The organism is Herbaspirillum sp. 1130 (genome assembly GCF_017833835.1).
In the GTDB taxonomy this organism is placed as follows: Bacteria; Pseudomonadota; Gammaproteobacteria; order Burkholderiales; family Burkholderiaceae_D; genus Herbaspirillum; species Herbaspirillum huttiense.
Genome location: NZ_JAFICQ010000004.1, coordinates 640,097 through 664,753, shown reverse-complemented (window position 1 = coordinate 664,753; position 24,657 = coordinate 640,097). Strand labels below are relative to the sequence as shown.

Here is a 24,657-nt window from a genome sequence, read left to right as displayed (position 1 = left end):
TGTCATTCCCGCCAATGACGTTCCGTTCGACATTTCCGACAACGACCACGCCTCCACGCCCATGATGAATCGACTCTCGCTGAAGAAAAAACTCTGGCTACCCCTGGTGTTTTCCTGGATAGCCTTGCTGTTCCTCTCCGTCTGGCACGCCTACCAGACCCGTGACCTGCAGATCGCCGAACGCCAGCGCGGCCTGGAGGACGTGACCGAAATGGCCTATACCACCGTGGCCGGCTTCGCCAAGCTGGAGGCCGACGGCAAGCTCTCCCGCGCCGAGGCGCAGCAAGGCGCCATCGCCCGCGTGCGCGACCAGCGCTATACCGGCGACGGCTACGCCACCCTGGTGGGCGCGGACTCCACCATCGTCATGCATCCCATCAACACCAAGCTCGATGGCCGCAACATGCTCTCCTTCAAGGATGCCAAGGGCAACGAGCTCTACAAGATGATCGCCGCAGCCGGTGCCTCGCCGGCCGGCAAGGGTTTCCTCGAATACTGGTGGCCGCGCCCCGGCAGCGACAAGCCGAGTCCCAAGATGGGCTTCGTCAAGCGTTTCAAGCCTTGGAATTGGGACCTGATCTGCAGCGTCTATTCCGATGACATCGAGGCCGACTTCCGCCGCGCCCTGGTACAGGCCGTCGTGGTACTGGTGGCCTTGGGCGTGCTGCTGTCCATCATCGCCGGACTGGTCTCGCGCAACATCTTCCGCTCCATCGGCGGCGAGCCCGCCGAAGCCGCCGAGATGGCCCGCAAGATCGCCGGCGGCGACCTCACCGGCACCATCCGCACCAGCGGCGGCGACCAGCACAGCCTGGTGGCGGCCGTGGCCTACACGCGTGACCGCCTGGTCGATACCGTGCAGGGCATCCAGGGCGCGACCACCTCCATCAAGACCTCGGTCGATGAAATCGCCAACGGCAACATGGACCTCTCCAACCGCACCGAGCAGCAGGCCGGTTCGCTGGAGGAGACTGCCTCCGCGATGGAAGAGCTGACCTCCACCGTCAAGCAGAACGCCGCCAATGCCCAGCACGCCAACGAGCTGGCCTCGGGGGCTGCCAAGGTGGCGATCCAGGGCGGCGAAGTGGTGGGGCAGGTGGTGCAGACCATGGCCTCCATCAATGCCTCCTCGCGCAAGATCGTGGACATCATCAGCGTCATCGACGGCATCGCCTTCCAGACCAATATCCTGGCCCTGAATGCCGCCGTGGAAGCGGCGCGCGCCGGTGAGCAGGGGCGCGGCTTTGCCGTCGTCGCTTCCGAAGTGCGCTCGCTGGCCCAGCGTTCGGCCGCTGCCGCCAAGGAGATCAAGCAGCTGATCGATGACTCGGTCGGCAAGGTCGATGCCGGTACCCACCTGGTGCAGCAGGCCGGGCAGACCATGCAGGAAGTGGTGGCCAGCATCCAGGGCGTCTCCACGGTCGTCAGCGAGATCGCCACCGCCAGCCACGAGCAGAGCGCCGGCATCGAACAGGTCGGTGAAGCCATCACCCAGATGGATGAAACCACCCAGCAGAATGCCGCCCTGGTGGAACAGGCCGCCGCCGCCGCGCAGTCGCTGCAGGAGCAGGCGGACAAGCTGGTCAATCTGGTCGGGGTCTTCACCCTGGATCGACCGGGGCAGGGGGGCTTGGCCGTGCGCTGAGGCTGGTCGGCCGCCTGGCCGCTTTTTCCTTCACATCGACCAAAAGCGGGGCGGTTGCTGCGGGACGGCAGGCCGCCCTTTTTACATGGGGCGCTCGCCGGCCCGCAGTGGTGCATGCTGCACCAAATGCGTTATCGCGGATAAATAATTTTCAAAAACACGATTTGGCAGCAGAAAGTGCTGCCAGGAGCGTTTCCTGCCATCAAATACGGCAGCACTATTGGCCGCCTCTTCTCTACCATGGGAGCCGTTTGGATGCGCTGCAGCATGCCTGCTGCAACGCGCCGTTTCCCCTCTGGAGCCCCTGATGTCCACCGCCATTGCCGCACCCGCCCGATCCGCCAGCCCCGCTTCCTCCCGGCCGCAGCCGATGAGCCGGCTGTTCCTGGTGTGCGTGGTGGTGGCGATCTGCATCTGGGGCGGCAACTGGCCGGTGATGAAGTTCGGCAGCCAGTTCATCCCGCCGCTGTGGTTTGCGGCCAGCCGTTTCCTGTCGGCGGCCATCCTCAGTTTCATCATCGCCGCAGCCCTCGGCAAGCTGCGCCTGCCCACCCGCCAGGAGTGGCCGGTGGTGGCCGGGGTGGGCGTGCTGCAGATGGGCCTGTTCACGGCGCTGGTGACCGGCGCGCTGCACTTCGTCATGCCGGGCCGCGCTTCGCTGATCGCCTATGCCACCTCGATCTGGGTGGTGCCGGGCGCAGCCCTGGTGTTGAAGCACAAGCTGAGCACCCAGCAATCGCTGGCCACCGTCTGCAGCTATGCGGGCATGGCCGTGATCGTGCTGCCGGCACTGCTGCATGCGGACATGCACAGCATGATCGGCTACCTGATGCTGGGCGCGGCGTCGCTGTCCTGGGCCATGAACATCCTGCAGATCAAGATGACGCCGGGCGTGAAGCTGGACTTCGACCTGCTGCCCTGGCAGACCCTGGTGGCCGCCGTGCCGCTGTGCGTGCTGGCGCTGCTGGTGGACGGTGCACCGACCTTCCTGGCCGATCCGCACTCCTGGGGCGTGATTGCCTACACCGGTCCGCTGGCTACTGCGCTGACCTTCCTGATCGTGCTGCAGATGACCCAGCGCCTCTCGCCGGTGACGGTGTCGGTGTGCATGCTGGGGGTGCCGGTGGTGGGCCTGACGCTGTCCTCGCTGATCTTCGGCGAGACGCTCTCGGCGGACCTGCTGCTGGGCATGGGCCTGCTGTGCCTGGGCCTGGTGTTGCCGGCGCTGCCGTCGCTGGGTTTGCGCCGCGTGCTCAGCAAGGCTTGATGTTTTCTGACTAGCGATCGGTGAGATAACGCGCAACGCGCTCACCGAGCAATTCACGCAGGGCACGCACGGTGGGCGAGAGGCTCATGCGATGCGTGCAGACCAGGTTCAGCGGTGACGCCTCGCCCTGGTAATCCTCCATCAGCGCTTCCAGTTTTCCGTTGCGCAGGTCGGCCAGCACGTCCAGCCGCGACTTGTAGGCAATGCCCCGGCCCTCCACGGCCCAGCGGTGTACCAGTTCGCCATCGTCGCAGACGCGGTCGCCGCTGACCTGCACTTGTACCGGCGTACCGTCCTTGAAGAAGGTCCATTGCGAATGCAGCATGTCCGACAGCAGATAGCGCAGGCAATTGTGCTGGCGCAGGTCGGCCGGCGTGCGCGGGCGGCCGTGGCGAGCCAGGTAATCGGGCGAGGCGCACAGCACGCGGCGGTTGTCCGGGGCCAGGGGCAGGGCCACCAGGCTGGAATCTTCCGGCGGGCTGTAGCGGATGGCTACTTCCACCGGCTGGCGGAACATGTCAGCCACGCGGTCGCTGATGCGTACCTGCAGGCTCACTGCCGGATGCTGGGCGAGGAATTCATCGAGCCACTGGCACATCAGGTTGCGCCCGAGATCGGAGGGCACCGACAGTGACAGGTTGCCGCCGACCACGCGCCGGCCATGGGCCACCGCATCGCGTCCGGCATTGACTTCGGCCAGCACGTTGCGGGCGTATTGCAGGTAGCGTTCGCCATCGGGTGTCAGGCGCAGGCTGCGGGTGGAGCGCGCCAGCAGGCGGGCACCGAGTTCGCCTTCGAGGCGCTTCATGGCGGCACTGGCCACGGCCGGCGTCACATCGTGCTGGCGGGCAGCGGCGGAGAGGCTGCCGTTGTCGGCGGCACAGACGAAGATGGCGAGGTCTTCCAGGCGGATCATGAGCGGGAACGATGAAGAAGACGAATCAAAGCGCTCATTCTACTTTCAATTTATTTTTGAAAATGTTTCTGCCACGCTCCGCTTTTTTGAAACCGCATCCTGCCCGATGATGTCATTCAAGCCGCAGTCGATCATTGATGCGCATTTCAGAGCATTAAGCAAAATTGAATGCTCAACGCCAACACCATTAAACGCAAGGAACCCCCATGAGCCTGCTCCACGCCGCCCGTAAACGCCACTCCACCAAGGCCTTCGATCCCAGCCGCAAGGTTCCCGAGAACATCATCGCCGAACTGCGCGAGCTGCTGCGCCTGGCCCCGTCCTCGGTGAATTCGCAGCCCTGGCATTTCGTGGTGGCTTCCAGCGATGCCGCCAAGGCCCGCATCGGCAAGGCTGCCGAAGCCGGTTATCCCTACAACCTGCCCAAGATCCTCAACGCCTCGCATGTCCTGGTGCTGTGCGCCCGCACCGGCATCAGCGAACCGCACCTGGAAGCCCTGCTGGAAAAGGAAGAAGCCGACGGCCGTTTCGTCAACGCCGAGGCCAAGGCCGGCCAGCGCGGTTCGCGCCTGCTCTACAGCAACCTGCATCGCTATGAACTGAAGGATGCCCAGCACTGGATGGAAAAGCAGGTCTACCTGGCGCTGGGCACGCTGCTGCTGGGCGCGGCCGAACTGGAAGTGGATGCGGTGCCGATGGAAGGTTTCAATGCCAAGGTGCTGGACGAAGAACTGGGCCTGCGCGAAAAGGGCTTCAGCAGTGTCGTGCTGGTGAGCCTGGGCTACAGCGGTGCCGATGACTTCAACGCCAAGCTGCCGAAGTCGCGCCTGGCGGCCGAGACCGTCTTCACCGACCTGTAATCGGCAGCACGCGCTGGTCCCTCACACCTGATGGATCAGCGCATTGGCTGCCTGCTGCAAAGCGGGCAGCACGCGCGCCAGTGTTTGTTCCTGCGATTCCACTGCCAGCGGAAAACTGAGACTGAGCGCACCCACCACCTTGGCATGCCGATTCTTGAGCGGCACCGCAATGCCGCGTACTCCCGTCTGCAATTGCTGCTCCACCAACGCATAACCCTGCTGGCGCGCCTGTGCGATCAATTCGTAGAGGCGATCCGGATCGGTGATGGTGTGCGGCGTGAAGGGCGTCATGGCACAGGTGGCCAGCCACTCGCGCACCTGCTGCTCGGGCAGCGCACCCAGCATCACGATGCCCGGGGAGGCCAGTTGCGCCGGCACCCGTGCGCCCAGCACGAAGCCGGTGGTCATTACGCGTGAAGTACCATTGCGCGCGATGAAGACCAGGTCCCAGCCATCGAGCACGCTGGCATAGACGGCCTCGCCGGTCTGCCCGGTGATCTGCTGCAGGTGCGGTTGCAGGATGCGCGGCAGCGGTGCCGAATCGAAATACGACCAGCCCACTTTCAGCACCCTGGGCGTCAGGGCGAAGGTCTTGCCTTCGCTGTGCAGGTAGCCCAGGTGTTCCAGCGTGAGCAGGTAGCGCCGCGCGGCCGTGCGCGAAAGCCCGGTGCGGGCCGCCACTTGCGCCGAGGTCATGCGCTGGTTGTCGTAGTCGAAGGCCTCCAGGATCAGCAAGCCCTTCTCCAGTCCGGCGATCCAGTCGCGCCGGGCCAGGCCGCCTTCGCCGGCCTCGCTGCCCTCTTCCGGCGCGTCGATTTTCTCCACATCGCTCATCGCGGATTCCTCTTGTGCATGGTCCTCATACCCACATCATCAGCGTGTTGGCCGTGGTCTGCAGGGCCGGCACGCCGCGCGCGATGGCGTCCTCGCGCGAGCAGGCGGCGATGTTGGAGGTCACGCTCAGGGCGCCGATGACGCGGCCATTGCGGTTCTTCACCGGGATGGCGATGCCGCGCATGCCCATCTCGAACTGGTTCTCGGTAATGCCGTAACCCTGCTTGCGCATGGTGACGATCTCGGCAAAGAGCGCGGCCTTGTCGGTCATGGCCATGTGGGTGTGCGGGATCAGGGTCACGCGGTCGAGATAGGCGGTGATCTCCGCATCCTCGCGCATGCCCAGCAGCACCCGGCCGGCCGTGGTGGTGTAGGCCGGCAGGCGCGTGCCGGGTTCGAAACCGGCATTGACCAGCTGCGCGGCCGTGACGCGGGTGACGTAGACGATCTCGTCGCCATCGAGCAGCGAGAAGTTGGTGGACTCCTGCAGCTGCTGCGTCAGTCGCTGCAGGAAGGGCACCACCGCGCGCGGCACGCGGGCCGATTCCAGATAGGACTGGCCCAGGTTCAACAGGCGCGGCATGAGCCAGAATTTCTTGCCGTCCGAGGCCGCCATGCCGGTATGCACCAGCGTCAGGAGATAGCGGCGCGCAGCGCTGCGGGTCAGGCCCACGCGCTCGGCCACTTCGCTGGCGGTCAGCTGCGGCGACTCGCTGGTGAAGGCCGTGATGACGTCAAAACCCTTCATCAATCCTTCGATCAGGTCTCGCTTCTGGATGTCCAGTTCTACCGAGTTTTGGTCGATCATCGTAAAAAAAGTCCAGAAATGAGTGATTGGCGAACAAGTTGCGCGATTATCGCACGTATTGCTTCATATCGGCCTTTTTGCAGGGGGTGGGCTTGGCTATACTCGGCTCCGAGACAAATCATCGGGATCATGATGAACACCATAGAAAACAATCCTGTCCCCACCAATCCGCTGGGCATCGATGGCATCGAGTTCATCGAATACGCCACCACCGAGCCGCTGGCGCTGGGTGCCGTGCTGGAGCGCATGGGCTTCGAACAGGTCGGCCGCCATCGCTCGCGCGAAGTGGTGCTTTACACCCAGGGCGAGATGAACGTGATCGTCAACGCCGACGTATCGGCCTGGTCCGGTTTCGACCATGAGGTGCAGGCCACCAACCTGAGCGCCATCGCGCTGCGGGTGCGCGATGCCAACGAGGCCTATCGCCGCGTGACCGAACTGGGGGCCTGGCCGATTCCCACCCGCGCCGGGGCGATGGAACTGAACATCCCGGGCGTGCATGGCTGTGGCGACTCCATCATCTACTTCGTGGACCGCTATCGCGACTTCTCCATCTACGACGTCGACTTCAAGCCCTCCAGCCAGGAGCGGCGCAAGACCACGGCGCTGTCGGGCATGCATTTCTTCGGCCTGGTGCAGGCCGTGGGGCCGGAGCGCACGCGTGAATGGATCGACTTCTATTCCTCGTTGATGGGATTTTCGGTGCTGCCCGAGGGGCAGTTCTTCGGCATCCTGCCCAAGGGCAACCTGCTGGCCAGCCCCTGCCGCCAGTTCTACATCCAGCTGGTGGAACCCCCGGAAGGCACCGAAGACATCCAGTGGGAAGAAGAGTGGCTGCGCCTTGGCCTGGGCACGCCCGACGTGCTGCAGGCGGTGCGGCAATTGCAGGAGCGCGGCGTGATCTTCGTCGACCGCGCGCCTACCCAGATCAGCGAGCGCGGTGCGCTCACCCAGCTTTACAAGGGCGGCGTCAGTTTCGAACTGGTCCGCAGCCAGAAAGACAAGAACTGAGACCATGAAGGAAATCACAGGCACGACCCGCATCTTCCCCGTCATCGGCTGGCCGGTGGAACAGGTGAAGGCACCGACCCTCTTCAACGCCTATTTCAAGCGCCACGGGCTGGATGCGCGCGTGATCCCGTTCAAGATCGAACCGGAGCGCTACTGCGAGGCCGTGCGGATGTTCATGAAAACGGAAAACGTGGGCGGCATCTTCGTCTCCATTCCGCACAAGCCCATGACCCTGGAGGCGGTCGAACAGGCCACCCTGCGCGCCCGTGTGGCCGGTGCCTGCAATGCGGTCTATCGCGATGCCGAGGGCGTGATCTGGGGCGACCTGATCGACGGCGAAGGCTTCATCCGCGCACTGGCGCGCACCGCCGCCGACCGTCCGCTGGTGTGGAACAGGACGCGCGCCCTGGTGGTCGGTACCGGCGGTGTCGGTTGCGCCATCGTCGCCTCGCTGGCGGCGCAGGGCGTGGCCGAGATCAGCGTCTTCGATACCAATCGCGCCGGGGCCGAAGCCTTGCTGGCGCGCGTGGAGGCGGCCTATCCGGCGACCCGCGTGCGCTTTGCGCAGCCCGACGCCAGCGGTGTCGACCTGCTGGTGAACTGCACGCCGCTGGGCATGCACGTGGGCGACCCGATGCCCTTCGCGCTGGAAGGCGTGAGTACGGAGGCCATCGTCGCCGACTGCGGCATGAAGATCGAGATGAGCCAGTTGCTGGTGCAGGCGCAGGCCAAGGGCTGCCGCATCCAGAAGGGCAAGGAGATGCTCATCGAGCAGGCGCCGCTGTATCTCGAACTGTTCGGCTGGCCGGGTGTGGCCGCGGACGACTTCCGTCATCTGGAGGCATTGTGAACCTCGACAATTTCGGCATGGATACCATCACCCTGCCGGGTGGACTGGAATCCAAACTGGCCGCCTCCAAGGCGGCTGGTTTCTCGCAGCTCATGCTGTGGTCCAAGGACCTGGTCGGCTATCCCGGCGGACTGGAGGCGGCCGTGAAGCTGGTGCGCGAAAGCGGCGTGCGCGTCACCGGCATCCAGGTCATGCGCGATTACGAAGGCCTGCAGGGCAGCCTGCACGACTACAAGGTGGACGTGGCCCGCAACCTGCTGCAGATCTGCAAGGCGGTCGGTGCGCCGCTGCTGATGGTGTGCTCCTCGACCTCGCAACACGCCAGCGGCGACACCCGCCACATCGCGCGCGACCTGGCCAAGCTGGCCAACCTGGCGGTGCCGCTGGGCATCCGCGTGGGCTTCGAAGCCTTGTCCTGGGGGCGTCACATCAATCAATACATGCAGGCCTGGGAAGTGGTGGAGATGGCCGATCACGCCAATCTCGGCGTGGTCATCGATTCCTTCCACATCCTTGCCAATCGCGGCGCGCTGGAAGACCTGGATGCCATTCCCGGCCGCCGCATCGTCATGGTTCAGTTGTCCGATTTCATGTGGCGCGAGATCCGTACGCCCGAAGAACGGCTGGAGACGGCGCGCCATCTGCGCGTCTTCCCCGGTGAGGGCGAGCATTCGCTGGAGCTCTCCGACATGGTGCGGCGCCTGCATCGCGGCGGTTATCGCGGCGACTACAGCTTTGAAGTGTTCAATGACGATTACCTGCAGATGTCGCCGGCCGTGGTGGCCGAACGCGCGCGCCGCTCGGCCAAGTGGGTGACCGACCAGGTGCTGCGGCGCGGCCTGCGGGTGCGCGAAGCGGTGGCGGCGTAGACGCATAAAGCGATCCTTAACCTGCAGTCAACAATCAGAAATCAGCATCAGCATCAGCAGCACCACCGGCTCGCCACAACAAAACCATAGCGAGCGGGTTTGACGATGCGACACCGTCCCTTCAGGGGGCGGGCCGCATGATCACAACAGAGGAGACCCCATGACACCGCAGCGTCCTTCATCCTGATCCACCGGCCCCTTCCCTGAACACGCCAGGGTGCAGCGGGCCCTCCGTTTCCTCCCGTTCGGAACATGCCGCGCAGCGCGCCGGCAGGGGACGCATTGCGTGTGCCGGGAGTCACGCTCCACCACCATCACCACAACCACAAACACAACAGAGATCCGAGACATGACACCACGATCCACCCGCCCGACAAGCGCACTGCGCACGCCCGTCGCCATGGGCCTGCTGCTGGCCGCCTCCACCACGGCCCTGGCGCAGAGCACCAGCAACGTCACTCTGTATGGCACGGTCGACCAGTACCTGGGCTACATGCACAGCAGCAGCGGCAAGAGCCTGTGGGCGCTCAACGATGGCGCGATCCTGCGCAGCCGCATCGGCCTCAAAGGCTATGAGGATCTGGGCGGCGGCTATGCCGCCACCTTCACGCTGGAAAACGGATTCGCCGGCGACACCGGCGGCCTGGCCGACAGTACACGTTTGTTCGACCGCCAGTCCTGGGTCGGCATCAAGACCCCGGCCGCAGGGGAATTCCGCGTGGGCCGCCAGAACAGTGTGCCCTTCTTCATCGGCGGTGCCATCGACTATACCGAGCGCACCACCTACGGCTCCATCATCAATACCTTCGGCGTGCCGTCGCGCTTCGACAATGACCTGTCGTGGAAGTCGCCGCGCTGGGCCGGCTTCCAGTTCGATATCCACTACGCCATGCCGGAGACCGCAGGCGAGGGACTGGGCCGCCGTGGTGTCTATCAGTTCGGTCTGGATTACACTAACGGCCCGTATCGCGCAGGCTATGCCGGCCTGGTGGCAAAACCCAATGCCGGCGGCCTGTACAGCAATACGGTGCAATACCATAACGTGTATGCCGACTACGACTATGGCCCGGGCAAGATCTACCTGGCCTACGTACGGAGCAACAACACCACCGCCAACGCCAATGGCAACAATGCCGCGACCATCCTCAACAATGTCAGCAATCCCAACAATTTCTTTGCCGGTAACGATCCGAATATCCAGCGCTTCTACAACGTCTACCAGGTCTCGGCGGACTATCGCCTGACCCCGCAGCTGCGCATCGGCGCGCTGTATGGCGTGATGGTCGACACCTCCCACAAGGATGGTGGTGCACAGGGCGGCAACGTGGGCGCCTACTATGACCTCTCCAAGCGGACCACGCTCTATGGATTCGCCAACTACATGAAGAACCAGGCCAATGCCGGCTGGCGCTTCAGCGGCTCGGCCGGACCGGGCAGCAACCTGGCCGGGGCCGACATCAATGGCAAGAGCCTGATCGGACTGCAGATGGGTATCCTGCATCGCTTCTGAGTTCGCCCCTGAGCCAGCCATTTCTTAATATCGGCAGGCCGTCATCGCATCAGCATGACGGCCTGCCCGGCAACACCACGGAGACACCATGCAATCCTCTCATTCCAGCGATCACTCGCAGCAGAGCAAGAAGGCCGCCGCCAGCGGCTGGATCGGCTCGGCGCTCGAATACTATGACTTCTTCATCTACGCCACGGCTGCTTCGCTGATTTTCCCGCAGCTGTTCTTCCCCAAGGGCGATCCGACCACCGCCATCATCGCCTCGCTGGCCACCTATGGCGTGGGCTATGTGGCGCGTCCCATCGGCGCCTTCGTGCTGGGCCACCTGGGCGACACCCACGGCCGCAAGAAGGTGCTGCTGTGGTGCATGTTCCTGATGGGTTTTTCCACCATCGGCGTCGGGCTGTTGCCGACCTATGACCAGGTCGGCCTGTGGGCACCTGCACTGCTGGTCATCATGCGCCTGGCCCAGGGCTTTGCCGTGGCTGGTGAAATCTCCGGGGCCAGTTCCATGATCCTGGAGCACTCGCCCTTCGGACGGCGCGGCTACTACTCCAGCTTTACCCTGCAAGGGGTGCAGGCCGGGCAGATCCTGGCGGCCGCGGTGTTCCTGCCGCTGGCGCATTACATGCCGGCCGAGCAGTTCAATGTGTGGGGCTGGCGCATTCCCTTCCTGCTGAGTTTCCTGGTCATCATCGCCGGCTGGATCATCCGCCGCACCGTGGATGAGACCCCGCTGTTCAAGGCCACCGACAAGAATGAACTGAAGCGCCGCTCGCCGGTGGTGGAAGCCTTCCGCGACAGTTCGCCCAACATGCTGCGCGTGGTCTGCATGGCGCTCATGAACGTGATCCCGGTGGTGGCCACCATCTTCGGCGCGGCCTATGCGGTGCAGCCGGCCTATGGCATCGGCTTCGCCAAGGATGTCTACCTGTGGATTCCGGTGGTCGGCAATATCGTGGCGGTGCTGGTGATTCCCTATGTGGGCAAGCTGTCGGATCGCATCGGCCGCCGTCCACCCATCATCGTCGGTTCCTTGCTGGCGGGCCTGTTCGCCTTCGCTTACCTGTATGCGATCAGCATCCGCAACGTCGAACTGGCTTTCGTGATGTCGATCCTGATGTGGGGCGTGGTCTACCAGGGTTACAACGCGGTCTTCCCCAGCTTCTATCCGGAACTGTTCCCGGCCCGTTCGCGCGTCTCGGCCATGGCCATCGCGCAGAACTTGGGGACCGCCATCACGGCCATGCTGCCGGCACTGTTCACCGCGGTGGCACCTCCGGGCTCCAGCAATATCTGGCTGACCGTGGGCGGCATCGCCTTCGGCATCACCATCGTGTCGGCACTGGCAGCGCTGTCCGCCCGCGAGACCTATCGCATCCCGCTGGAAAAACTGGGCGAGCGTGATGCCCAGCCGATGCCGCTCAACGAGTATGAGCGTCTGCGTGCGCAGGCTGATCTGGAAGGGCGTTACGCCAAGTCCTGATCCGGTCTGGCTGAAGAAAGGAAGTAAAAAAAGCGCTGTTCCTTGTGAGGGGAACAGCGCTTTTTGTATGGCAGGTAAATTATTTCCAGTCGTGCTCGGGATCGATGCGCTTGCGCCGCAACAGCATCAGTGTGCCCAGCAACAGCAGCAATACCACCACCACCGCGCCCACGCCCATGCCGATGCGCGCCACCAGCAGCAGCGGCGAACGCGGGCCGCCCTCGCGGATCACGGCCACGTCCTCGGGTTTTACCTTGAGGTCGGGGTTGCCGTAATACTTCAGCAGATAATTCGACAGCGCTGCCACATCCTCGTTGGAGAGTTTGTTGAGCGCATTGGGCTGGTCGCCGAAGGGCGGCATGAAGACATGGCCGCCGTCTTCGGTCTCGCGCTCCACGCCATAGAGGATGGTGGCGATCAGGTTGTTGGCATTCACGCCCGCCGTGGCCGAGTTGTGGAACAGCGAAGGATAGTAGCCATCGCGCGTACCTTGTCCGTTGTAGCCGTGGCAGGAAGCGCAACTGGCCGAGAACAGGCGCGCACCGCGGATCTCCTCGGGACTGTCGGCGCCCAGCGTGCGGCCACGGAACTGCGCCAGCGCATTGCCGGCCTTGCCCTGTTCGAAGCGCGTGCCCAGCGTGGGCGGCGTCGACGAATCCGGGCCGATGGCCGGGGTCTCCTTGAGGTAGACGGCGATGGCGCGCAGGTCCTCGTCGGTCAGTTTGGAGAAGCTGTGCGTGATCGCCTCGGCCATGCTGCCGGCGGCCTGGGCACGGCCTTCCACGCGGCCGGTCTTGAGATAGGCGACCAGCTCATCCTGGCTCCAGGTGCCGATGCCGGCCGTGGGATGCGGCGTGATGTTGGGCGCATACCAGGGGCCGACCTGGGCACCGGAGAGCGCGAGATTGGTTTTCTCCTGCATCAGGAAGCCGCGCGGTGTATGGCAGCTGCTGCAATGCGCCGGGCCTTCGGCCAGGTAGCGTCCGCGCAGCCATTGCGCAGAACGCTGCGGGGCCGGGGCCAGCGGCTGGTCCTTCAGGAACAGCGCATTCCACACCTTCATCGACGCCCGGATATTCATCGGGAAGGGCAGGGCGGTTTCGCGGGTCGGGGTATCGACCGGGGCCACGCCCTTCATGAAATACGCATACAGGGCATGCACGTCTGCATCGTTCAATGCGGCATACGCGGTGTACGGCATGGCCGGATACAGGTTGGCGCCATCGGCGCGCACGCCGCGCCGCAGGGCGGCGGCGAATTGCGCTTCGCTGTAGTTGCCGATGCCGTGCGACTTGGAGGGCGTGATGTTGGTCGCGATGATCTCACCGACCGGCGAGGCGATGGCCAGGCCACCGGCCATGGGTTTGCCGCGCGGCGCGGTGTGGCAGGCGATGCAGTCGGAGGCCACCGCCAGGTAGCGGCCGCGCTCGATCAGTGCCGCTTCGGGCGAGACGGTCGGGGCCGGTGCTGCAGCGGGCACATCAGGTGGCGCGCTCGCCGGCTCGGGTGTCTGCGCCATTGCAGACGTGGCCAGCAGGGCAGCGGCGAGGGCGAGGAGGTTCAATGGTCGCATGCTCGTCCTCAGGCTTTCTGCAGTTGGCGCACGATGGCATCGGCCGCCTTCAGGCCCAGTGCCGCCATGCTCAGGGTGCTGTTGCCGCAGGCGGTGCTGGGCATGGCGCCGCCACCGGGCAGGAACAGGTTGTCGTGATCGTGCGCGCGGCAGTCGGGATCGACTACCGAATTGGCCGCATCCAGTCCCATGATGGTGCCGCCCATGATGTGCTTGCTCTGCGCAAAGGCGGGGCTGACCTTGATGTCGGTGGCGCCCATGGCTTGCGCGATCTTGCGGCCGATGGGCAGCGAATACTGTTCGGCCGACTTGCGGGTGTAGTCGCCCACGTCGTAATGGATGGACGGACGCGGCAGGCCCAGCCAGTCCTTCTTGGCCGAGAGCGTGAGGCGGTTGTCGGCATCGGGCAGCACTTCATGCGCCAGCACGACATCGGCGGTGCAGGCGGTCATGCGGCGGATTTCCTCGTCCAGCGCCTGGCCGACCAGTCCCTTCTTCAAGGCGGCGAACGTGACGAAACGGTTGCGCGCGAAATTGTTGTAGCGGAAGTAGGCCCCTGCATGTTCCGAACGGAAGCTGCCCTGCGAGGTTTCCATGATGCCGCTGTTGACCACCGGACCGACACCGGACCAGTAGGGTTCGGACAGCGTGAGCGTCATGGTCAGTTGCGGATGGTCCATCATGTTGCGGCCGACCTGGTCGGAGCTGTTGGCCAGTCCGTGCGGGTTGCGGCTGTTGGCCGACATCAGCAGCAGCTTGGGCGTTTCGATGCCGTTGCAGGCCAGCACGAAGATCTTGCCGGTGACGCGATGGCTGACCTTGTTGGCATCGAAGTAGTTGACTGCGTTCACGCGGTTGGCGTCATCGGTCTCGACCCGGTACACCACGGCATCGGTGAGGATGGTGGCACCCTTGGATTCGAGGCGCGCCAGTGCGGTGGCGGCGTCGTACTTGGCACCGACCGGGCAGACCGGCACGCAGTTGTTGTTGGCGCAGCAGGCCGGGCGCTCATCGTAGGGCATGCCGCTGTTGCGCGCCTGGGCCGTCGGGATGTTGTGGTAACCCAGTTCCCGGACCACGTCGGTGAAGCGTTGCTCGCCCGGGCTGAAGGGCAGGGCCGGCATGGGGTAGGGCGCCGAGCGTTGCGGCGGCCATTGCAGGGCCGGGTCGGACGGACCGCAGATGCCCAGCTTGTGTTCGACGCGGGTGTAATACGGTTCCAGCACGTCGTAGCCGAAGGCCCAGTCGCGGCCCACGCCGTAGAGCGTGTGCAGCTGCATGTCTTCCGGCGTCAGGCGCCAGCAGGTGCCGGCCCAGTGCCAGGTGGAGCCGCCGGCATAGCGGATGAAGGTCTGGGCGTATTTGTCGGGACCGGAGAGTTCCAGGTAGTGATCGTCCGGATTCTCGCTGGAGGGCATGGGATGCGGTGCCCACGGGCGCGGCGGATAGCAGGAGGAAGGATCGCCCTTGAGCGCCAGCGGCAGGTTGCGGAAATTTTCCACCACCTCGGCGCGCGCCACGCGCGGGCCGGCTTCCAGCATCAGTACGGGGATGCCGGCATCCAGCAGTTGTTCGGCGATGAGCACGCCCACCACGCCGGTGCCGACGATGACCACCTCGGCCTTGTTGTTGCTGTTCATACGTTGATTTTCCACAGGTTGCAGGGATCAGAAGCGCGGCATGTCGGCCAGCGGCACCGTGACCTGGCGCCAGCGGTTGGGACCGCTGATGCCGTAGGAGGGGATGGCGACCACGTCCAGCGTGGTCTGGTAGGTCAGCGCTTCTTCATAAGTGAAGACCGTGGCATTGCGCTTGGGCGAAGAGCAGCCGGTATACCAGGCGAAGATGATCCAGTAGGCCAGCGTCTGCTGCGGGCCGGCGGGGATATCGGCGAAGAAGTCTTCCACCTTGCGGGCCTGCTTCTGTTCGGCGATGGCCAGCAACTGGCGCATCAGGGTGTCGAGGTCGGCGTGTTCGCGCGCGGCCACTTCCAGCATGCGCGCACCCACCGCCGGATTGAGGCGGTGATTGACCAGCAGCGCGGACAGGCGCATGAAGGGGGCCAGTTGCGGGCTGTCAGGCTGCGGGATGGCCCAGGAAGGCAGGCTGGACAAGGCGACGTAGCTGCCCAGCAGGCTCACGCCGGTCAGCAGCAGGCTGCGCCGGGACATGGTGACTTGACGGGGAAATCGGTTCATTGGCGGCGTTGGCATGTACCTGGTGCGAGGAAGGCCCGAAGGCGGCGGCCTCGATGGCCAGGACGATGCGGTTTGTGGTGGAGGATGCGTGCAGCTGTCTTTCAGCTGTATTGCTGGTGGTTTGCTACTGTATCGGTGCTGTATTGGTGCTTCGTTGCGACTGTATTGCTCACTGATGCCTGACTGTTTGCTGACTGTTTGCTGACGTGATGCTGCAGCATGAACGCTGCGCATGTTAACAGGGTTTGCCCCGGCGTGCAGGAAGGTGTTGCAGCAAGGCATCTGCGCCATAAAAGCGCTTCTCTTCCGGCGATTGGTGCAGGGGAGATTTCGTGATAATTCTCGCGGGGAACGGTACGCCACTCAGAAGAACAACAGGCGTGCCGTTGCGACATGGGTGACATTCAATTCGATCAGGGGCGGGTGATGATGGGGTGGTTCAAGAATCTGAAGATTGCCAGGAAACTGCAGCTGGCATTCCTGGCGGTGCTGGTGCTGATGGCCATATTGGGGATCTTTTCGATCAAGCAGCTGGCCAAGGTCAAGAATGCGTCTTCTGAAATCTCGCGCGACTGGATGCCGGCACAGAAGAAGCTGGGCGACATCAAGCTGTATTTCGTGCGCCTGCGCGGCACCGAATCGCAGCTGGCGATCTACGACGGCGATGTCGAGGCGATGAATGGCCTGGTCTCGCGCAGCCAGGCCATCCTGACCGGTCTGGACAAGACCATGAAGGATTACGCCGCCACCCTCGATACCCCGCAGGAGCGCGAGATCTATCCCAAGGTCGCGGCGCAGATTGCGGAATTCCTGGCCGAGCACAAGAAGATCGTGGCCGCCTTCCTGGCCAAGGACAATGCGCAGGGGCGCGATCTCTTCCTCGGCTACTCCAACAAGCTCTATCCGCAGATCCTCGCTGATCTGGAAAAGCTCATCAAGATCAACCAGGAGGGCGGCGATGCCGCCACCGCCGGTGCCGATGACACCTTCAGCCAGTCGCGTGTGGGCGTGCTGGGACTGCTGATCGCGGCCCTGGCCATCGGCATGGGCCTGGCGATCACCATGGGGCGCATCATCGCCGCCCCCTTGCAGGATGCCGTGGGCATCGCCCGCCGCGTGGCCGGGGGTGACCTGGGGGCCGAGATCAGCGTGCACAGCAAGGATGAAACCGGCCAGCTGCTGCAAGCCCTGCAGACCATGAACGAGGGCTTGCGCCAGGTGGTGGGCCAGGTGCGCAATGGCACCGACAGCATCGCCACCGCCTCCACCGAGATCGCCACCGGCAACCTGGACCTGTCGCGCCGTACCGAGCAGCAGGCCACTGCCCTCGAAGAAACCGCGTCGGCCCTCGAAGAACTGACCTCCACCGTCAAGCAAAATACCGACAACGCCCGCCAGGCCAACCAGCTGGCCATGGCCGCCTCGGGCGTGGCCGCGCGTGGCGGCGGTGTGGTGGGCGAGGTGGTGCAGACCATGGAAGCGATCAACGATGCTTCCAACCGCATCGTCGAAATCATCAGCGTGATCGATGGCATTGCCTTCCAGACCAACATCCTGGCCCTGAACGCCGCCGTGGAAGCGGCCCGCGCCGGCGAGCAGGGGCGCGGTTTTGCGGTGGTGGCCTCCGAGGTGCGCTCGCTGGCCCAGCGTTCCGCTTCCGCTGCCAAGGAGATCAAGCAGCTCATTGACGATTCGGTCAGCAAGGTCGGGGCTGGTACCACGCTGGTGCGCCAGGCCGGGTCGACCATGTCGGAAGTGGTGGAGAGCGTCAAGCGCGTGACCGATGTGGTCTCCGAGATCTCGGCGGCCAGTACCGAACAGAGCGTGGGGATCGACGAGATCAACCGCGCCGTGTCGCAGATGGACGAAGTCACGCAACAGAACGCGGCCCTGGTGGAGCAGGCCGCCGCCGCCGCGCAATCCATGCAGGAACAGGCGGCCGGCTTGGCCAATACGGTCAGCGTCTTCAAGCTGCGCTGATTGCCCGCAGTCCGTGGCCGGGCCTGGGTGGCCGGCCACGCGTACTGATGAGCTTGCGGCCAGCCCCCTACCTCCCGCCGCCTTCCCGGCCCCTGCGGCCTTGCTCGCGCGCCTGCGCGCGGCGCAGGTATTTACCTCCCCAAGGTGCAACTTTTGCGGTGTATGACAACCTTAGTCATACCGTGGGCAATCGTATAATGACGAAAAACTCATTAAATCTTTGCACAATAATAAGCACCGAGCCTTCATCCACATGAGCCATCTCCCGCAGTCTCCCTTACCTGCTGCCGCTGCGACGCTGCGGCCCAGCCGCATTTCGTTGATCAGCACGGGCATTGCCGGTTTCGACGAAATCCTGGGCGGCGGCCTGCCGGCGGGCAGCCTCTATCTGATCCAGGGACTGGCCGGGAGCGGCAAGACCACGCTGGCCTCGCAGGTCGGTTTTGCGCAGGCACGCAGCGGCAACAAGGTGATGCTGCTGACGCTGATCGCCGAATCGCACGCCAAGATGCTCAATCATGTGAGCAATTTTGACTTTTTCGATGAGAGCCTGGTCGGCGACCAGATGCAGATGTTGAGCGGCTACGGTGCGCTGGCCAGCGAAGGCCTGCGCGGCCTGCTGCGCCTGATCAGTGCCGAACTGAATCGCCATCGCCCGGCCATGCTGATCATCGACGGGTTCCGCTCGGTGCGGGATTCCGGTCCGTCGGACCTGAACCTGTCCGAATTCATGCATTCCCTGAATGCGCTGGTGTTCACCATGAATTGCACCACCCTGCTGCTGTCGCCGGTGGAAGGCAACATGCCCGAGTCCGAAAACACCCTGGTCGATGGCGTCATCGAACTGAGCCAGCACGAGTCCGGCATGCAGCTGGAGCGCGAGATCAAGGTCTTCAAGCTGCGCGGGGCCAATCACCTGCTGGGCAAGCACGTCTTCGAGATCAACCAGAGCGGGGTCGAGATCTTCCCCCGCTTCGAAGCCACCGCCACTCGCGCCGGCAAGGTGCCGGGTACCTCGGATCGTTATGTCAGCGTCGGTATCCCGTCCTGGGACAAGTGCATCGGCGGCGGCGTGGTCAGCGGTTCGCTGACCTGTCTGCTGGGCAGCCCCGGCGTGGGCAAGACGCTCATGGGGCTGCACTTCATCGAACAAGGCCTCAAGGACGGCCAGCAATGCCTGATCCTGGGCTTCTACGAATCCCCCGAACGCCTGCTGGCCAAGGCCCGCAAGGCCGGCATGCAGCTTGACGAACATATCGACAGCGGCGCGCTGCAGGTGATGTGGCAGCTGCCGCTGGAAATGCTGTGCGACGACCTCGCCAAGCGCATGCTGGACAACATCGCGCGCCGTGGCGTGACGCGCCTGTTGATCGATGGCGTGGATGGCCTGCGCAGCATCGTGGTGCAGCAGCAGCGCATGCGTCCCTTCCTGGTGGCGCTGACCAATGAACTGCGCGCGCGCGGCGTGACCACCTTCATCACCGAGCAACTGCCGTACTTCCGCGAATCGCAGCCGCAGGTCGACCCCAATTCCTCGCAGCTGTACGAAAACATGATGCTGCTGGAATACGTAGTGAAGGACAGCGTCAACCGCCGCCAGATTTCCGTGATGAAACTGCGCGAAAACGGCTACGACGGTGCCAGCCGCCTGATGAACATTTCGGATGCCGGCATCGAGATCGATGGCCTGGTGACCCCACTTGCCGCGCCGGTTGCGGATGGACGTTGACCATGTCCGGAGCGTCACCCCCACAGCAGGCGGCACTGCCCCTGCTCCTGATCGTCGACGATGAGATCGATATCACCGATACCTATGCCATGCTGCTGGAGCTGCATGGCTATCGGGTGGTGACCGCCGTGCACGGGGCCGACGCGCTGGCCAAGGCGCAGCAGGCCTGGCCGGACCTGGTCATCTCGGACTGCATGATGCCGGTGATGAACGGGCTGGAGCTGTGTGCGGCCCTGCGCGCGTTGCCGGGAGGCGCCACGCTGCCCATCATCCTGTGCAGTGGTGCCCCGGAACGTCACGATCTGTCGCAATCCAGTCACAACCTGTTCCTGCGCAAGCCGGTCTTCTTCGAGCAAATGCTGGCCGAAATCCAGCGCCTGCTGACCGCACGCCCCTGATCCATCCCCCCGTCTGAGTCCGCCTGCAGCCAAGCTCTGCCTTGGCCGGGCGCGGCCTTGCGTCTTGCTTCCCTTCGCTTTTGCCCGCACGCCCCTGGCTGCGTGCCGGCCCCGCTTGTGCCTTGCGTTTGCGCAATGTTGTCCAAGTTTCAGGAATTTCCTGATATCGCGTTTTGTCGCCAACCATCACCATCAGTCACAACAAGTCACCGTGACATCTGGTGCGGGACAGAGGGCAGGAGGGAGACGTGGTGGCAACTATCAGCAAGGCACCGACCGTGATGGTCGTGGAAGATCATCCCGAGTCGCGCGAGATGCTGTGCGGCATCTTGCAGCAGGGCGGACTGCAGGTGGTGGCGGCGGCCGATGGCGTGGATGCCATCGCGCAGATGCAGGAGCAGGCCCCCAGCCTGGTGCTGACCGACCTGCGCATGCCGCGCATGGATGGCATGGAGCTGGCGCGCTACATCAAGTCGCATGAACGTTTTTCCCCGATTCCGGTGGTGCTGATCAGCGCCCACCTGCCGGCGGCCAGTGCGCGCATTCCCACGATCGCCGCTTTCCTGCTCAAACCCTGTTCGGTCGACCACCTGCTCGGGACGGTCACCGGCCTCTTGCGCCAACACGCGCAAAGCCAGGCCCAGTGGAGTTTTCAGGTGTAAGGCATCTGCGAGTTTTTATGATTTTATCCGCAGATATTTTCTGTATAACGTTGTGATTATGGAAAGCATTTCCACGCCTGCAGCTGGCTCCGGGGTCAGGTTCCGGAGGGGGAGCGGGGATGCTCCGGCAGTCATAAAAACAGGTTTCGTCCGGAACACAAGAGTGATGAAAGTACTTATCGTAGAAAGCGATCTCGACTGGCGTAACACGTTGAGCGCACATGTGGGGGAATTGGGTTACGAGATCTCGGTCTGCTCGGCACTGGGCCAGGCCAGGGACATCCTCAAGAGTCGTCAGCCCGACATCCTGTTATCCGACATCGGCTTGCCAGACGGCAGCCTGCTGCCCGAACTGGCATCGTTGCGGCAGAATTTCCCGTCCATGGGCATCATCATCCTGACCGCTGCTACCCGCAGCGAGGAACGGGTGCGCTGCATGAGCGACGGGGCCGATTATTACCTGGTCAAGCCGGTCAAGCTGGAAGAAGTCTCGGCCACGCTGACGGCCCTGGCGCGCCGCATGAAGACCGCGCCGCACCAGAGTTCGCCGCAGTCGGAGAAATGGGCCTTCAACCGCCGCTCGGGACGCCTCTCCAGCAATGGCTCGGTGGCACTGCAATTCACCGACAAGGAAAGCACTGCCCTGGCGGCGTTGCTGCAAAGCCCCAACTATCCGGTCTCGCACGCGCAATTGTTCGACCTGCTGCGTTCCGGCGGCGAGGAATACGATGCGCATCGCATCGATGCCCTGATCTACCGCGTGCGCCAGAAATTGCGCTCGCTGGAGGAAGCGCCCATGCAAATCCGTAACATCTATGGCGAAGGCTTCCTGATGCTGCGCCGGTCCTCGGCGGTCGATATCGTGCTGGAATCCTGAGGCTGCGCTGCCGCTGCCGGCTCGCATGTGCGGGGGCGGGCAGGGCGCTCCCGGATTTTGGTCAGTTGCTTCACATTGTCATGAAGCTCGCTTTGCAGCAGTGGCTGCCTGGCGAGCTTCTTTGCTTTTCCAGGTCAGGAAACTTCATATCGGCCCGGAACCGGCAGGGATGCTGCCAGCCCCTGCCCGGGCAGCAAGAAATGCTGCGTTGCGGAAGCTTTGCCGGTTTTTGGGGTATCATTAAGCAAGTTTCGACGCTAAATCGTATTTCTTCGCTTTACGTTTTCCGCTGAATCTGTCCTTCGCAGACATGTCCTGATCTTTCCTGGCATGCCCTCTGCGGCCACCCGAACGAACAAGTTGAAGCAGGCCATCCGGCCCGCTGCGGCATTGCCATGGGCGTCATTGTCCCGGGGCGATGTGGCGGCGGACCGGGTCGCCGCTTTGCCGTTAGTGAACCATCATGACCACTTCCGCTGAATCTGCTGAATTTACCGGGGCTCTGAACGAGTCCCAGCACCGACCGCTCACTTCCTCCGACTACCGCACCCTGGGGCTGTCCGCCCTGGGCGGCACGCTGGAGTTCTACGACTTCGTCATCTACGTGTTCTTCGCGGCGGTGGTCGGCAAGCTGTTCTTCCCGGCCGACATGCCGGAATGGCTGCGCATGCTGCAGACCTTCGGCATCTTCGCCGCCGGTTACCTGGCGCGTCCGGTGGGCGGCATCATCATCGCCCACTACGGCGACGTGATCGGCCGCAAGCGCATGTTCACGCTGTCCATCTTCCTGATGGCGGTCCCCACGCTGGTCATCGGCCTCTTGCCGACCTACGCCAGCATCGGCGTGGCCGCGCCCATCCTGCTGCTGTTGATGCGTACCCTGCAGGGCGCTGCCATCGGCGGTGAAATGCCCGGTGCCTGGGTCTTCGTGGCCGAACACGTGCCGGCCAACCGCTACAGCTTCGGCGTCGGTTCGCTGACCGCCGGCATCACCGGCGGCATCCTGCTGGGTTCGCTGATGGGCATCTTCATCAACAGCGTCTACGCACCGGCTGAAGTGGCGGGCTACGCCTGGCGCATTCCCTTCATCCTGGGCGGCGTGTTCGGACTGGTCTCGGTCTACCTGCGCCGCTATCTGGAAGAGACCCCGGTGTTCCGCGAGCTGGCGGCGCGCCGCAAGGAATCCAATGAACTGCCGCTCAAGACCGTGCTGCGCGAACACCGCGCCGCCAGCGTCCTGACCGCGGGCATGACCTGGTGCCTGTCGGGCGCGGTGGTGGTGGTGATCCTGATGACGCCGTCCTACCTGCAGACCGTACACCACTTGCCGGCCAAGCTGGTGATGCAGGCCAATTGCGCCGGCACCCTGATGCTGACCATCGGCTGCCTGGCCATCGGCTGGCTGTGCGACCGCATCGGTACCCGCGCCAGCATGATCATCGGCTGGGGTGGCCTGGGCCTGTCGACCTGGTGGTTCTACGGCCAGCTGCCGGGTTCGCCCGAGTCGCTGATCTGGGGCTATGCACTGGTGGGCCTGTTCGTGGGCAGCATCTCGCTGACCCCCATCGTCTCCACCCGCGCCTTCCCGCCGCCGGTGCGCTTTACCGGCCTGTCCTTCGCCTACAACATGGCCTATGCGGTCTTCGGCGGACTGACGCCGGTGCTGATCTCGCTGTGGATCAAGGCTGACCCGCAAGGGCCGGCGCTGTACGTGATCGGCCTGTCCATCCTGGGCGTGCTGCTGGCCTTCGTGCCGATGAGCAGCAAGGGCTACAAGGCCTGATCGCGCCCCGCCTGCAAGGCTGACCAGGCCCGGTGACCGCAAGGTGCCGGGCCTTGGTTTTTTGGGCGTCGGCTCGCGTACAATGCCGGCCAACCGGAACTCCACCTCGCCGACGACCATGCCCCTCGCCTTCCTGCCCGCGCGCTTTGCCGGGCGCAGTTGCCTGTGTCTGACCTGGATACTGCTGGCGGTGCTGCTGGCGGCGTGTTCCCGCCATCCCCTCCCTGCCGAAAAGCTATCCCAGGACGTCTACATCTGGCAGCGCCAGTGGACTCCGTCCCTGCGCACCGCACTCTCCGCTTCCAATGCCCAGGTGGCGCGCTGGCACGTGCTGGCGGCCGAACTGGGGGCCTCCGGCCGCTGGATCGACATCACGCCCGACGCCGAGGCGCTGGCCAATACCGGCCGCCCGCTGCTGATGACGGTGCGCATCAACGGCCAGCTGGCGCGCTTCGATGCGGCCGCGATCCAGGATCATCTGCTCGAACTGCTGGCCGCCTGGCGCCAGCGCGGCCTGCAACCGGCTGCGCTGGAAATCGACTACGACTGCGCCACGGCGCGCCTGCCCGAATACACCGCCTTCCTGCGCAGCCTCAAGGCCCGGATTGCCCCGACGGATCTGACCGTGACGGCCTTGCCGACCTGGCTGGCCAGCCCGCAGCTGGCGCCACTACTGGCCGTGGCCGATGCTTCCACGCTGCAGGTCCACGCCGTGCTCGATCCGCGCCTGGGCCTCTTCGATGGCGAGCGCGCCCGCGACTGGATGCGCCAGTACGCCGCGCAGACGCGCCGCCCCTGGCACGTGGCGCTGCCGGCCTATGGCTCGCGCGTGAGCTGGGACAGCCAGGGCCGCATCGCCGCAGTCGAAAGCGAACGTGCGCTCCTGACCGGCGGCCTGGGGCGTGAACTGATGGCTGAACCGCAAGTGATGGCGCGCTTCGTGGCCGAAGTGGAAGCGGCCCCGCCGCCGGGACTGGCCGGGCTGATCTGGTTTCGCCTGCCGACCGGCGATGACCGCCGCGCCTGGAGTCTCTCGACCTGGCTGGCCGTGCTGGAACGCAAGCCGCTCAAGGGAGGCTTGGCGGTGCAACTGGTCGCCGGACAGGGCAACGACGCGCCCGCCGATATCCGCATCGACAATGCCGGCAATGCCGACGCGCCCTTGCCGCTGCGCGTGCGGGTGAACCTCGCGCCACGGGATGCAGCGTCTTCAGGGAACGTCTGCAGTGGTGACGGCATCAATGGCTACACGCTGGAAAGCGATGCCCGGGGACGCTACCTGCGCCTGGGCCAGGCTGGCCTGCTGCGCGCCGGCAGCAGCCGTACCATCGGCTGGCTGCGCTGTGCCGACGGCACGCCGGCCCCCGAACTCACACTGGAAATGGGATCCTGATGACAAAA

The 24,657-nt window shown here is 64.3% G+C and carries 22 protein-coding genes; 16 read left to right on the top strand and 6 right to left on the bottom strand.

Going from position 1 to position 24,657, the window contains the following annotated elements; translation table 11 throughout:
• Positions 1–64: 64 nt before the first annotated feature.
• Together JOD78_RS20830 and JOD78_RS20825 are read left to right on the top strand one after the other, a co-directional pair.
• Complete coding sequence (locus tag JOD78_RS20830; RefSeq protein WP_209534335.1) at positions 65–1,645, top strand: methyl-accepting chemotaxis protein; 1,581 nt, start codon at positions 65–67, stop codon at positions 1,643–1,645.
• A gap of 307 nt (positions 1,646–1,952) precedes the next feature.
• Entirely contained in the window at positions 1,953–2,912 is a 960-nt protein-coding gene (locus JOD78_RS20825) for a DMT family transporter (protein ID WP_121043695.1), read from the top strand.
• Between the two features lie 10 nt (positions 2,913–2,922).
• Here JOD78_RS20825 and JOD78_RS20820 read toward each other — a convergent pair whose 3' ends face one another.
• Entirely contained in the window at positions 2,923–3,828 is a 906-nt protein-coding gene (locus JOD78_RS20820) for a LysR family transcriptional regulator (RefSeq protein ID WP_034330560.1), read from the bottom strand.
• Here JOD78_RS20820 and JOD78_RS20815 point away from each other — a divergent pair.
• Together JOD78_RS20815 and nfsB are read left to right on the top strand one after the other, a co-directional pair.
• Complete coding sequence (locus JOD78_RS20815) at positions 3,827–4,060, top strand: hypothetical protein (RefSeq protein ID WP_209567551.1); 234 nt, start codon at positions 3,827–3,829, stop codon at positions 4,058–4,060. The two genes, JOD78_RS20820 and JOD78_RS20815, sit on opposite strands and share 2 nt — an antisense overlap.
• On the top strand, positions 4,035–4,688 hold the full coding sequence (gene nfsB, locus JOD78_RS20810; protein WP_209567549.1) for an oxygen-insensitive NAD(P)H nitroreductase: 654 nt from the start codon (positions 4,035–4,037) through the stop codon (positions 4,686–4,688). The genes JOD78_RS20815 and nfsB overlap by 26 nt, the downstream gene beginning before the upstream one ends.
• Before the next feature lie 21 nt (positions 4,689–4,709).
• Here the strand turns inward: nfsB and JOD78_RS20805 are convergent, their stop codons facing one another.
• Together JOD78_RS20805 and JOD78_RS20800 are read right to left on the bottom strand one after the other, a co-directional pair.
• Positions 4,710–5,522 (bottom strand): IclR family transcriptional regulator C-terminal domain-containing protein, encoded by an 813-nt coding sequence (locus tag JOD78_RS20805; RefSeq protein ID WP_209567547.1) that lies wholly within the window; start codon positions 5,520–5,522, stop codon positions 4,710–4,712.
• A gap of 25 nt (positions 5,523–5,547) precedes the next feature.
• Positions 5,548–6,330: an IclR family transcriptional regulator C-terminal domain-containing protein gene (locus tag JOD78_RS20800; protein WP_039787035.1), complete on the bottom strand. Its 783-nt coding sequence runs from the start codon at positions 6,328–6,330 to the stop codon at positions 5,548–5,550.
• Between the two features lie 129 nt (positions 6,331–6,459).
• Between JOD78_RS20800 and JOD78_RS20795 the strand changes: the two genes are divergently transcribed.
• The 5 genes from JOD78_RS20795 (at position 6,460) to JOD78_RS20775 (ending at position 12,056) form a co-directional block, all read left to right on the top strand.
• Positions 6,460–7,341 (top strand): 4-hydroxyphenylpyruvate dioxygenase, encoded by an 882-nt coding sequence (locus JOD78_RS20795; protein WP_088755638.1) that lies wholly within the window; start codon positions 6,460–6,462, stop codon positions 7,339–7,341.
• Positions 7,342–7,345: 4 nt separating this feature from the next.
• Positions 7,346–8,191 carry a shikimate dehydrogenase gene (locus JOD78_RS20790; RefSeq protein WP_209567546.1) on the top strand — a complete coding sequence of 282 codons (846 nt, stop codon included), beginning with the start codon at positions 7,346–7,348 and terminating at the stop codon, positions 8,189–8,191.
• Positions 8,188–9,060 carry a sugar phosphate isomerase/epimerase family protein gene (locus JOD78_RS20785; protein ID WP_034330567.1) on the top strand — a complete coding sequence of 291 codons (873 nt, stop codon included), beginning with the start codon at positions 8,188–8,190 and terminating at the stop codon, positions 9,058–9,060. Before JOD78_RS20790 ends, JOD78_RS20785 begins: the two co-directional genes overlap by 4 nt.
• 400 nt (positions 9,061–9,460) lie before the next feature.
• Positions 9,461–10,570 (top strand): porin, encoded by a 1,110-nt coding sequence (locus JOD78_RS20780; RefSeq protein ID WP_199725110.1) that lies wholly within the window; start codon positions 9,461–9,463, stop codon positions 10,568–10,570.
• A gap of 88 nt (positions 10,571–10,658) precedes the next feature.
• The gene (locus JOD78_RS20775) at positions 10,659–12,056 is read left to right on the top strand and encodes an MFS transporter (RefSeq protein ID WP_209567545.1); all 1,398 of its coding nucleotides are present in this window, start codon (positions 10,659–10,661) and stop codon (positions 12,054–12,056) included.
• Between the two features lie 79 nt (positions 12,057–12,135).
• Here the strand turns inward: JOD78_RS20775 and JOD78_RS20770 are convergent, their stop codons facing one another.
• Genes JOD78_RS20770 through JOD78_RS20760 form a run of 3 tightly spaced genes read right to left on the bottom strand, consistent with a single transcriptional unit; the run spans position 12,136 to position 15,827 of the window.
• Positions 12,136–13,629 carry a cytochrome c gene (locus JOD78_RS20770; protein WP_134136624.1) on the bottom strand — a complete coding sequence of 498 codons (1,494 nt, stop codon included), beginning with the start codon at positions 13,627–13,629 and terminating at the stop codon, positions 12,136–12,138.
• Between the two features lie 8 nt (positions 13,630–13,637).
• Positions 13,638–15,269 (bottom strand): GMC family oxidoreductase, encoded by a 1,632-nt coding sequence (locus tag JOD78_RS20765; RefSeq protein WP_121043677.1) that lies wholly within the window; start codon positions 15,267–15,269, stop codon positions 13,638–13,640.
• Positions 15,270–15,296: 27 nt separating this feature from the next.
• On the bottom strand, positions 15,297–15,827 hold the full coding sequence (locus JOD78_RS20760; protein WP_198516492.1) for a sorbitol dehydrogenase family protein: 531 nt from the start codon (positions 15,825–15,827) through the stop codon (positions 15,297–15,299).
• A gap of 429 nt (positions 15,828–16,256) precedes the next feature.
• On the opposite strand from JOD78_RS20760, the gene JOD78_RS20755 reads away from it, so the two are divergent.
• The 7 genes from JOD78_RS20755 to JOD78_RS20725 all read left to right on the top strand — a co-directional run bounded on the left by JOD78_RS20755 (position 16,257) and on the right by JOD78_RS20725 (position 24,649).
• Complete coding sequence (locus tag JOD78_RS20755) at positions 16,257–17,807, top strand: methyl-accepting chemotaxis protein (RefSeq protein WP_121043994.1); 1,551 nt, start codon at positions 16,257–16,259, stop codon at positions 17,805–17,807.
• A gap of 253 nt (positions 17,808–18,060) precedes the next feature.
• Positions 18,061–19,536 carry an ATPase domain-containing protein gene (locus tag JOD78_RS20750; protein ID WP_121043674.1) on the top strand — a complete coding sequence of 492 codons (1,476 nt, stop codon included), beginning with the start codon at positions 18,061–18,063 and terminating at the stop codon, positions 19,534–19,536.
• A gap of 2 nt (positions 19,537–19,538) precedes the next feature.
• Positions 19,539–19,934: a response regulator gene (locus JOD78_RS20745; RefSeq protein WP_134136627.1), complete on the top strand. Its 396-nt coding sequence runs from the start codon at positions 19,539–19,541 to the stop codon at positions 19,932–19,934.
• 248 nt (positions 19,935–20,182) lie between these two features.
• The gene (locus JOD78_RS20740; protein WP_232729682.1) at positions 20,183–20,596 is read left to right on the top strand and encodes a response regulator; all 414 of its coding nucleotides are present in this window, start codon (positions 20,183–20,185) and stop codon (positions 20,594–20,596) included.
• A 166-nt stretch (positions 20,597–20,762) separates the two neighbouring features.
• On the top strand, positions 20,763–21,473 hold the full coding sequence (locus JOD78_RS20735) for a response regulator transcription factor (RefSeq protein ID WP_034331370.1): 711 nt from the start codon (positions 20,763–20,765) through the stop codon (positions 21,471–21,473).
• Between the two features lie 463 nt (positions 21,474–21,936).
• Positions 21,937–23,256 carry an MFS transporter gene (locus tag JOD78_RS20730; RefSeq protein ID WP_121043664.1) on the top strand — a complete coding sequence of 440 codons (1,320 nt, stop codon included), beginning with the start codon at positions 21,937–21,939 and terminating at the stop codon, positions 23,254–23,256.
• Positions 23,257–23,374: 118 nt separating this feature from the next.
• Entirely contained in the window at positions 23,375–24,649 is a 1,275-nt protein-coding gene (locus tag JOD78_RS20725; RefSeq protein WP_209567544.1) for a DUF3142 domain-containing protein, read from the top strand.
• Positions 24,650–24,657 lie beyond the last annotated feature (8 nt).

What these genes read in the sequence shown, in the direction of transcription:
- JOD78_RS20830 (WP_209534335.1), top strand. Translation starts at nt 65, where the DNA reads ATGAATCGACTCTCGCTGAAGAAAAAACTCTGGCTACCCCTGGTGTTT.
- JOD78_RS20825 (WP_121043695.1), top strand. Translation starts at nt 1,953, where the DNA reads ATGTCCACCGCCATTGCCGCACCCGCCCGATCCGCCAGCCCCGCTTCC.
- JOD78_RS20815 (WP_209567551.1), top strand. Translation starts at nt 3,827, where the DNA reads ATGAGCGGGAACGATGAAGAAGACGAATCAAAGCGCTCATTCTACTTT.
- JOD78_RS20820 (WP_034330560.1), bottom strand. Translation starts at nt 3,828, where the DNA reads ATGATCCGCCTGGAAGACCTCGCCATCTTCGTCTGTGCCGCCGACAAC.
- nfsB (WP_209567549.1), top strand. Translation starts at nt 4,035, where the DNA reads ATGAGCCTGCTCCACGCCGCCCGTAAACGCCACTCCACCAAGGCCTTC.
- JOD78_RS20805 (WP_209567547.1), bottom strand. Translation starts at nt 5,522, where the DNA reads ATGAGCGATGTGGAGAAAATCGACGCGCCGGAAGAGGGCAGCGAGGCC.
- JOD78_RS20800 (WP_039787035.1), bottom strand. Translation starts at nt 6,330, where the DNA reads ATGATCGACCAAAACTCGGTAGAACTGGACATCCAGAAGCGAGACCTG.
- JOD78_RS20795 (WP_088755638.1), top strand. Translation starts at nt 6,460, where the DNA reads ATGATGAACACCATAGAAAACAATCCTGTCCCCACCAATCCGCTGGGC.
- JOD78_RS20790 (WP_209567546.1), top strand. Translation starts at nt 7,346, where the DNA reads ATGAAGGAAATCACAGGCACGACCCGCATCTTCCCCGTCATCGGCTGG.
- JOD78_RS20780 (WP_199725110.1), top strand. Translation starts at nt 9,461, where the DNA reads ATGGGCCTGCTGCTGGCCGCCTCCACCACGGCCCTGGCGCAGAGCACC.
- JOD78_RS20775 (WP_209567545.1), top strand. Translation starts at nt 10,659, where the DNA reads ATGCAATCCTCTCATTCCAGCGATCACTCGCAGCAGAGCAAGAAGGCC.
- JOD78_RS20770 (WP_134136624.1), bottom strand. Translation starts at nt 13,629, where the DNA reads ATGCGACCATTGAACCTCCTCGCCCTCGCCGCTGCCCTGCTGGCCACG.
- JOD78_RS20765 (WP_121043677.1), bottom strand. Translation starts at nt 15,269, where the DNA reads ATGAACAGCAACAACAAGGCCGAGGTGGTCATCGTCGGCACCGGCGTG.
- JOD78_RS20760 (WP_198516492.1), bottom strand. Translation starts at nt 15,827, where the DNA reads ATGAACCGATTTCCCCGTCAAGTCACCATGTCCCGGCGCAGCCTGCTG.
- JOD78_RS20755 (WP_121043994.1), top strand. Translation starts at nt 16,257, where the DNA reads ATGGGGTGGTTCAAGAATCTGAAGATTGCCAGGAAACTGCAGCTGGCA.
- JOD78_RS20750 (WP_121043674.1), top strand. Translation starts at nt 18,061, where the DNA reads ATGAGCCATCTCCCGCAGTCTCCCTTACCTGCTGCCGCTGCGACGCTG.
- JOD78_RS20745 (WP_134136627.1), top strand. Translation starts at nt 19,539, where the DNA reads ATGTCCGGAGCGTCACCCCCACAGCAGGCGGCACTGCCCCTGCTCCTG.
- JOD78_RS20735 (WP_034331370.1), top strand. Translation starts at nt 20,763, where the DNA reads ATGAAAGTACTTATCGTAGAAAGCGATCTCGACTGGCGTAACACGTTG.
- JOD78_RS20730 (WP_121043664.1), top strand. Translation starts at nt 21,937, where the DNA reads ATGACCACTTCCGCTGAATCTGCTGAATTTACCGGGGCTCTGAACGAG.
- JOD78_RS20725 (WP_209567544.1), top strand. Translation starts at nt 23,375, where the DNA reads ATGCCCCTCGCCTTCCTGCCCGCGCGCTTTGCCGGGCGCAGTTGCCTG.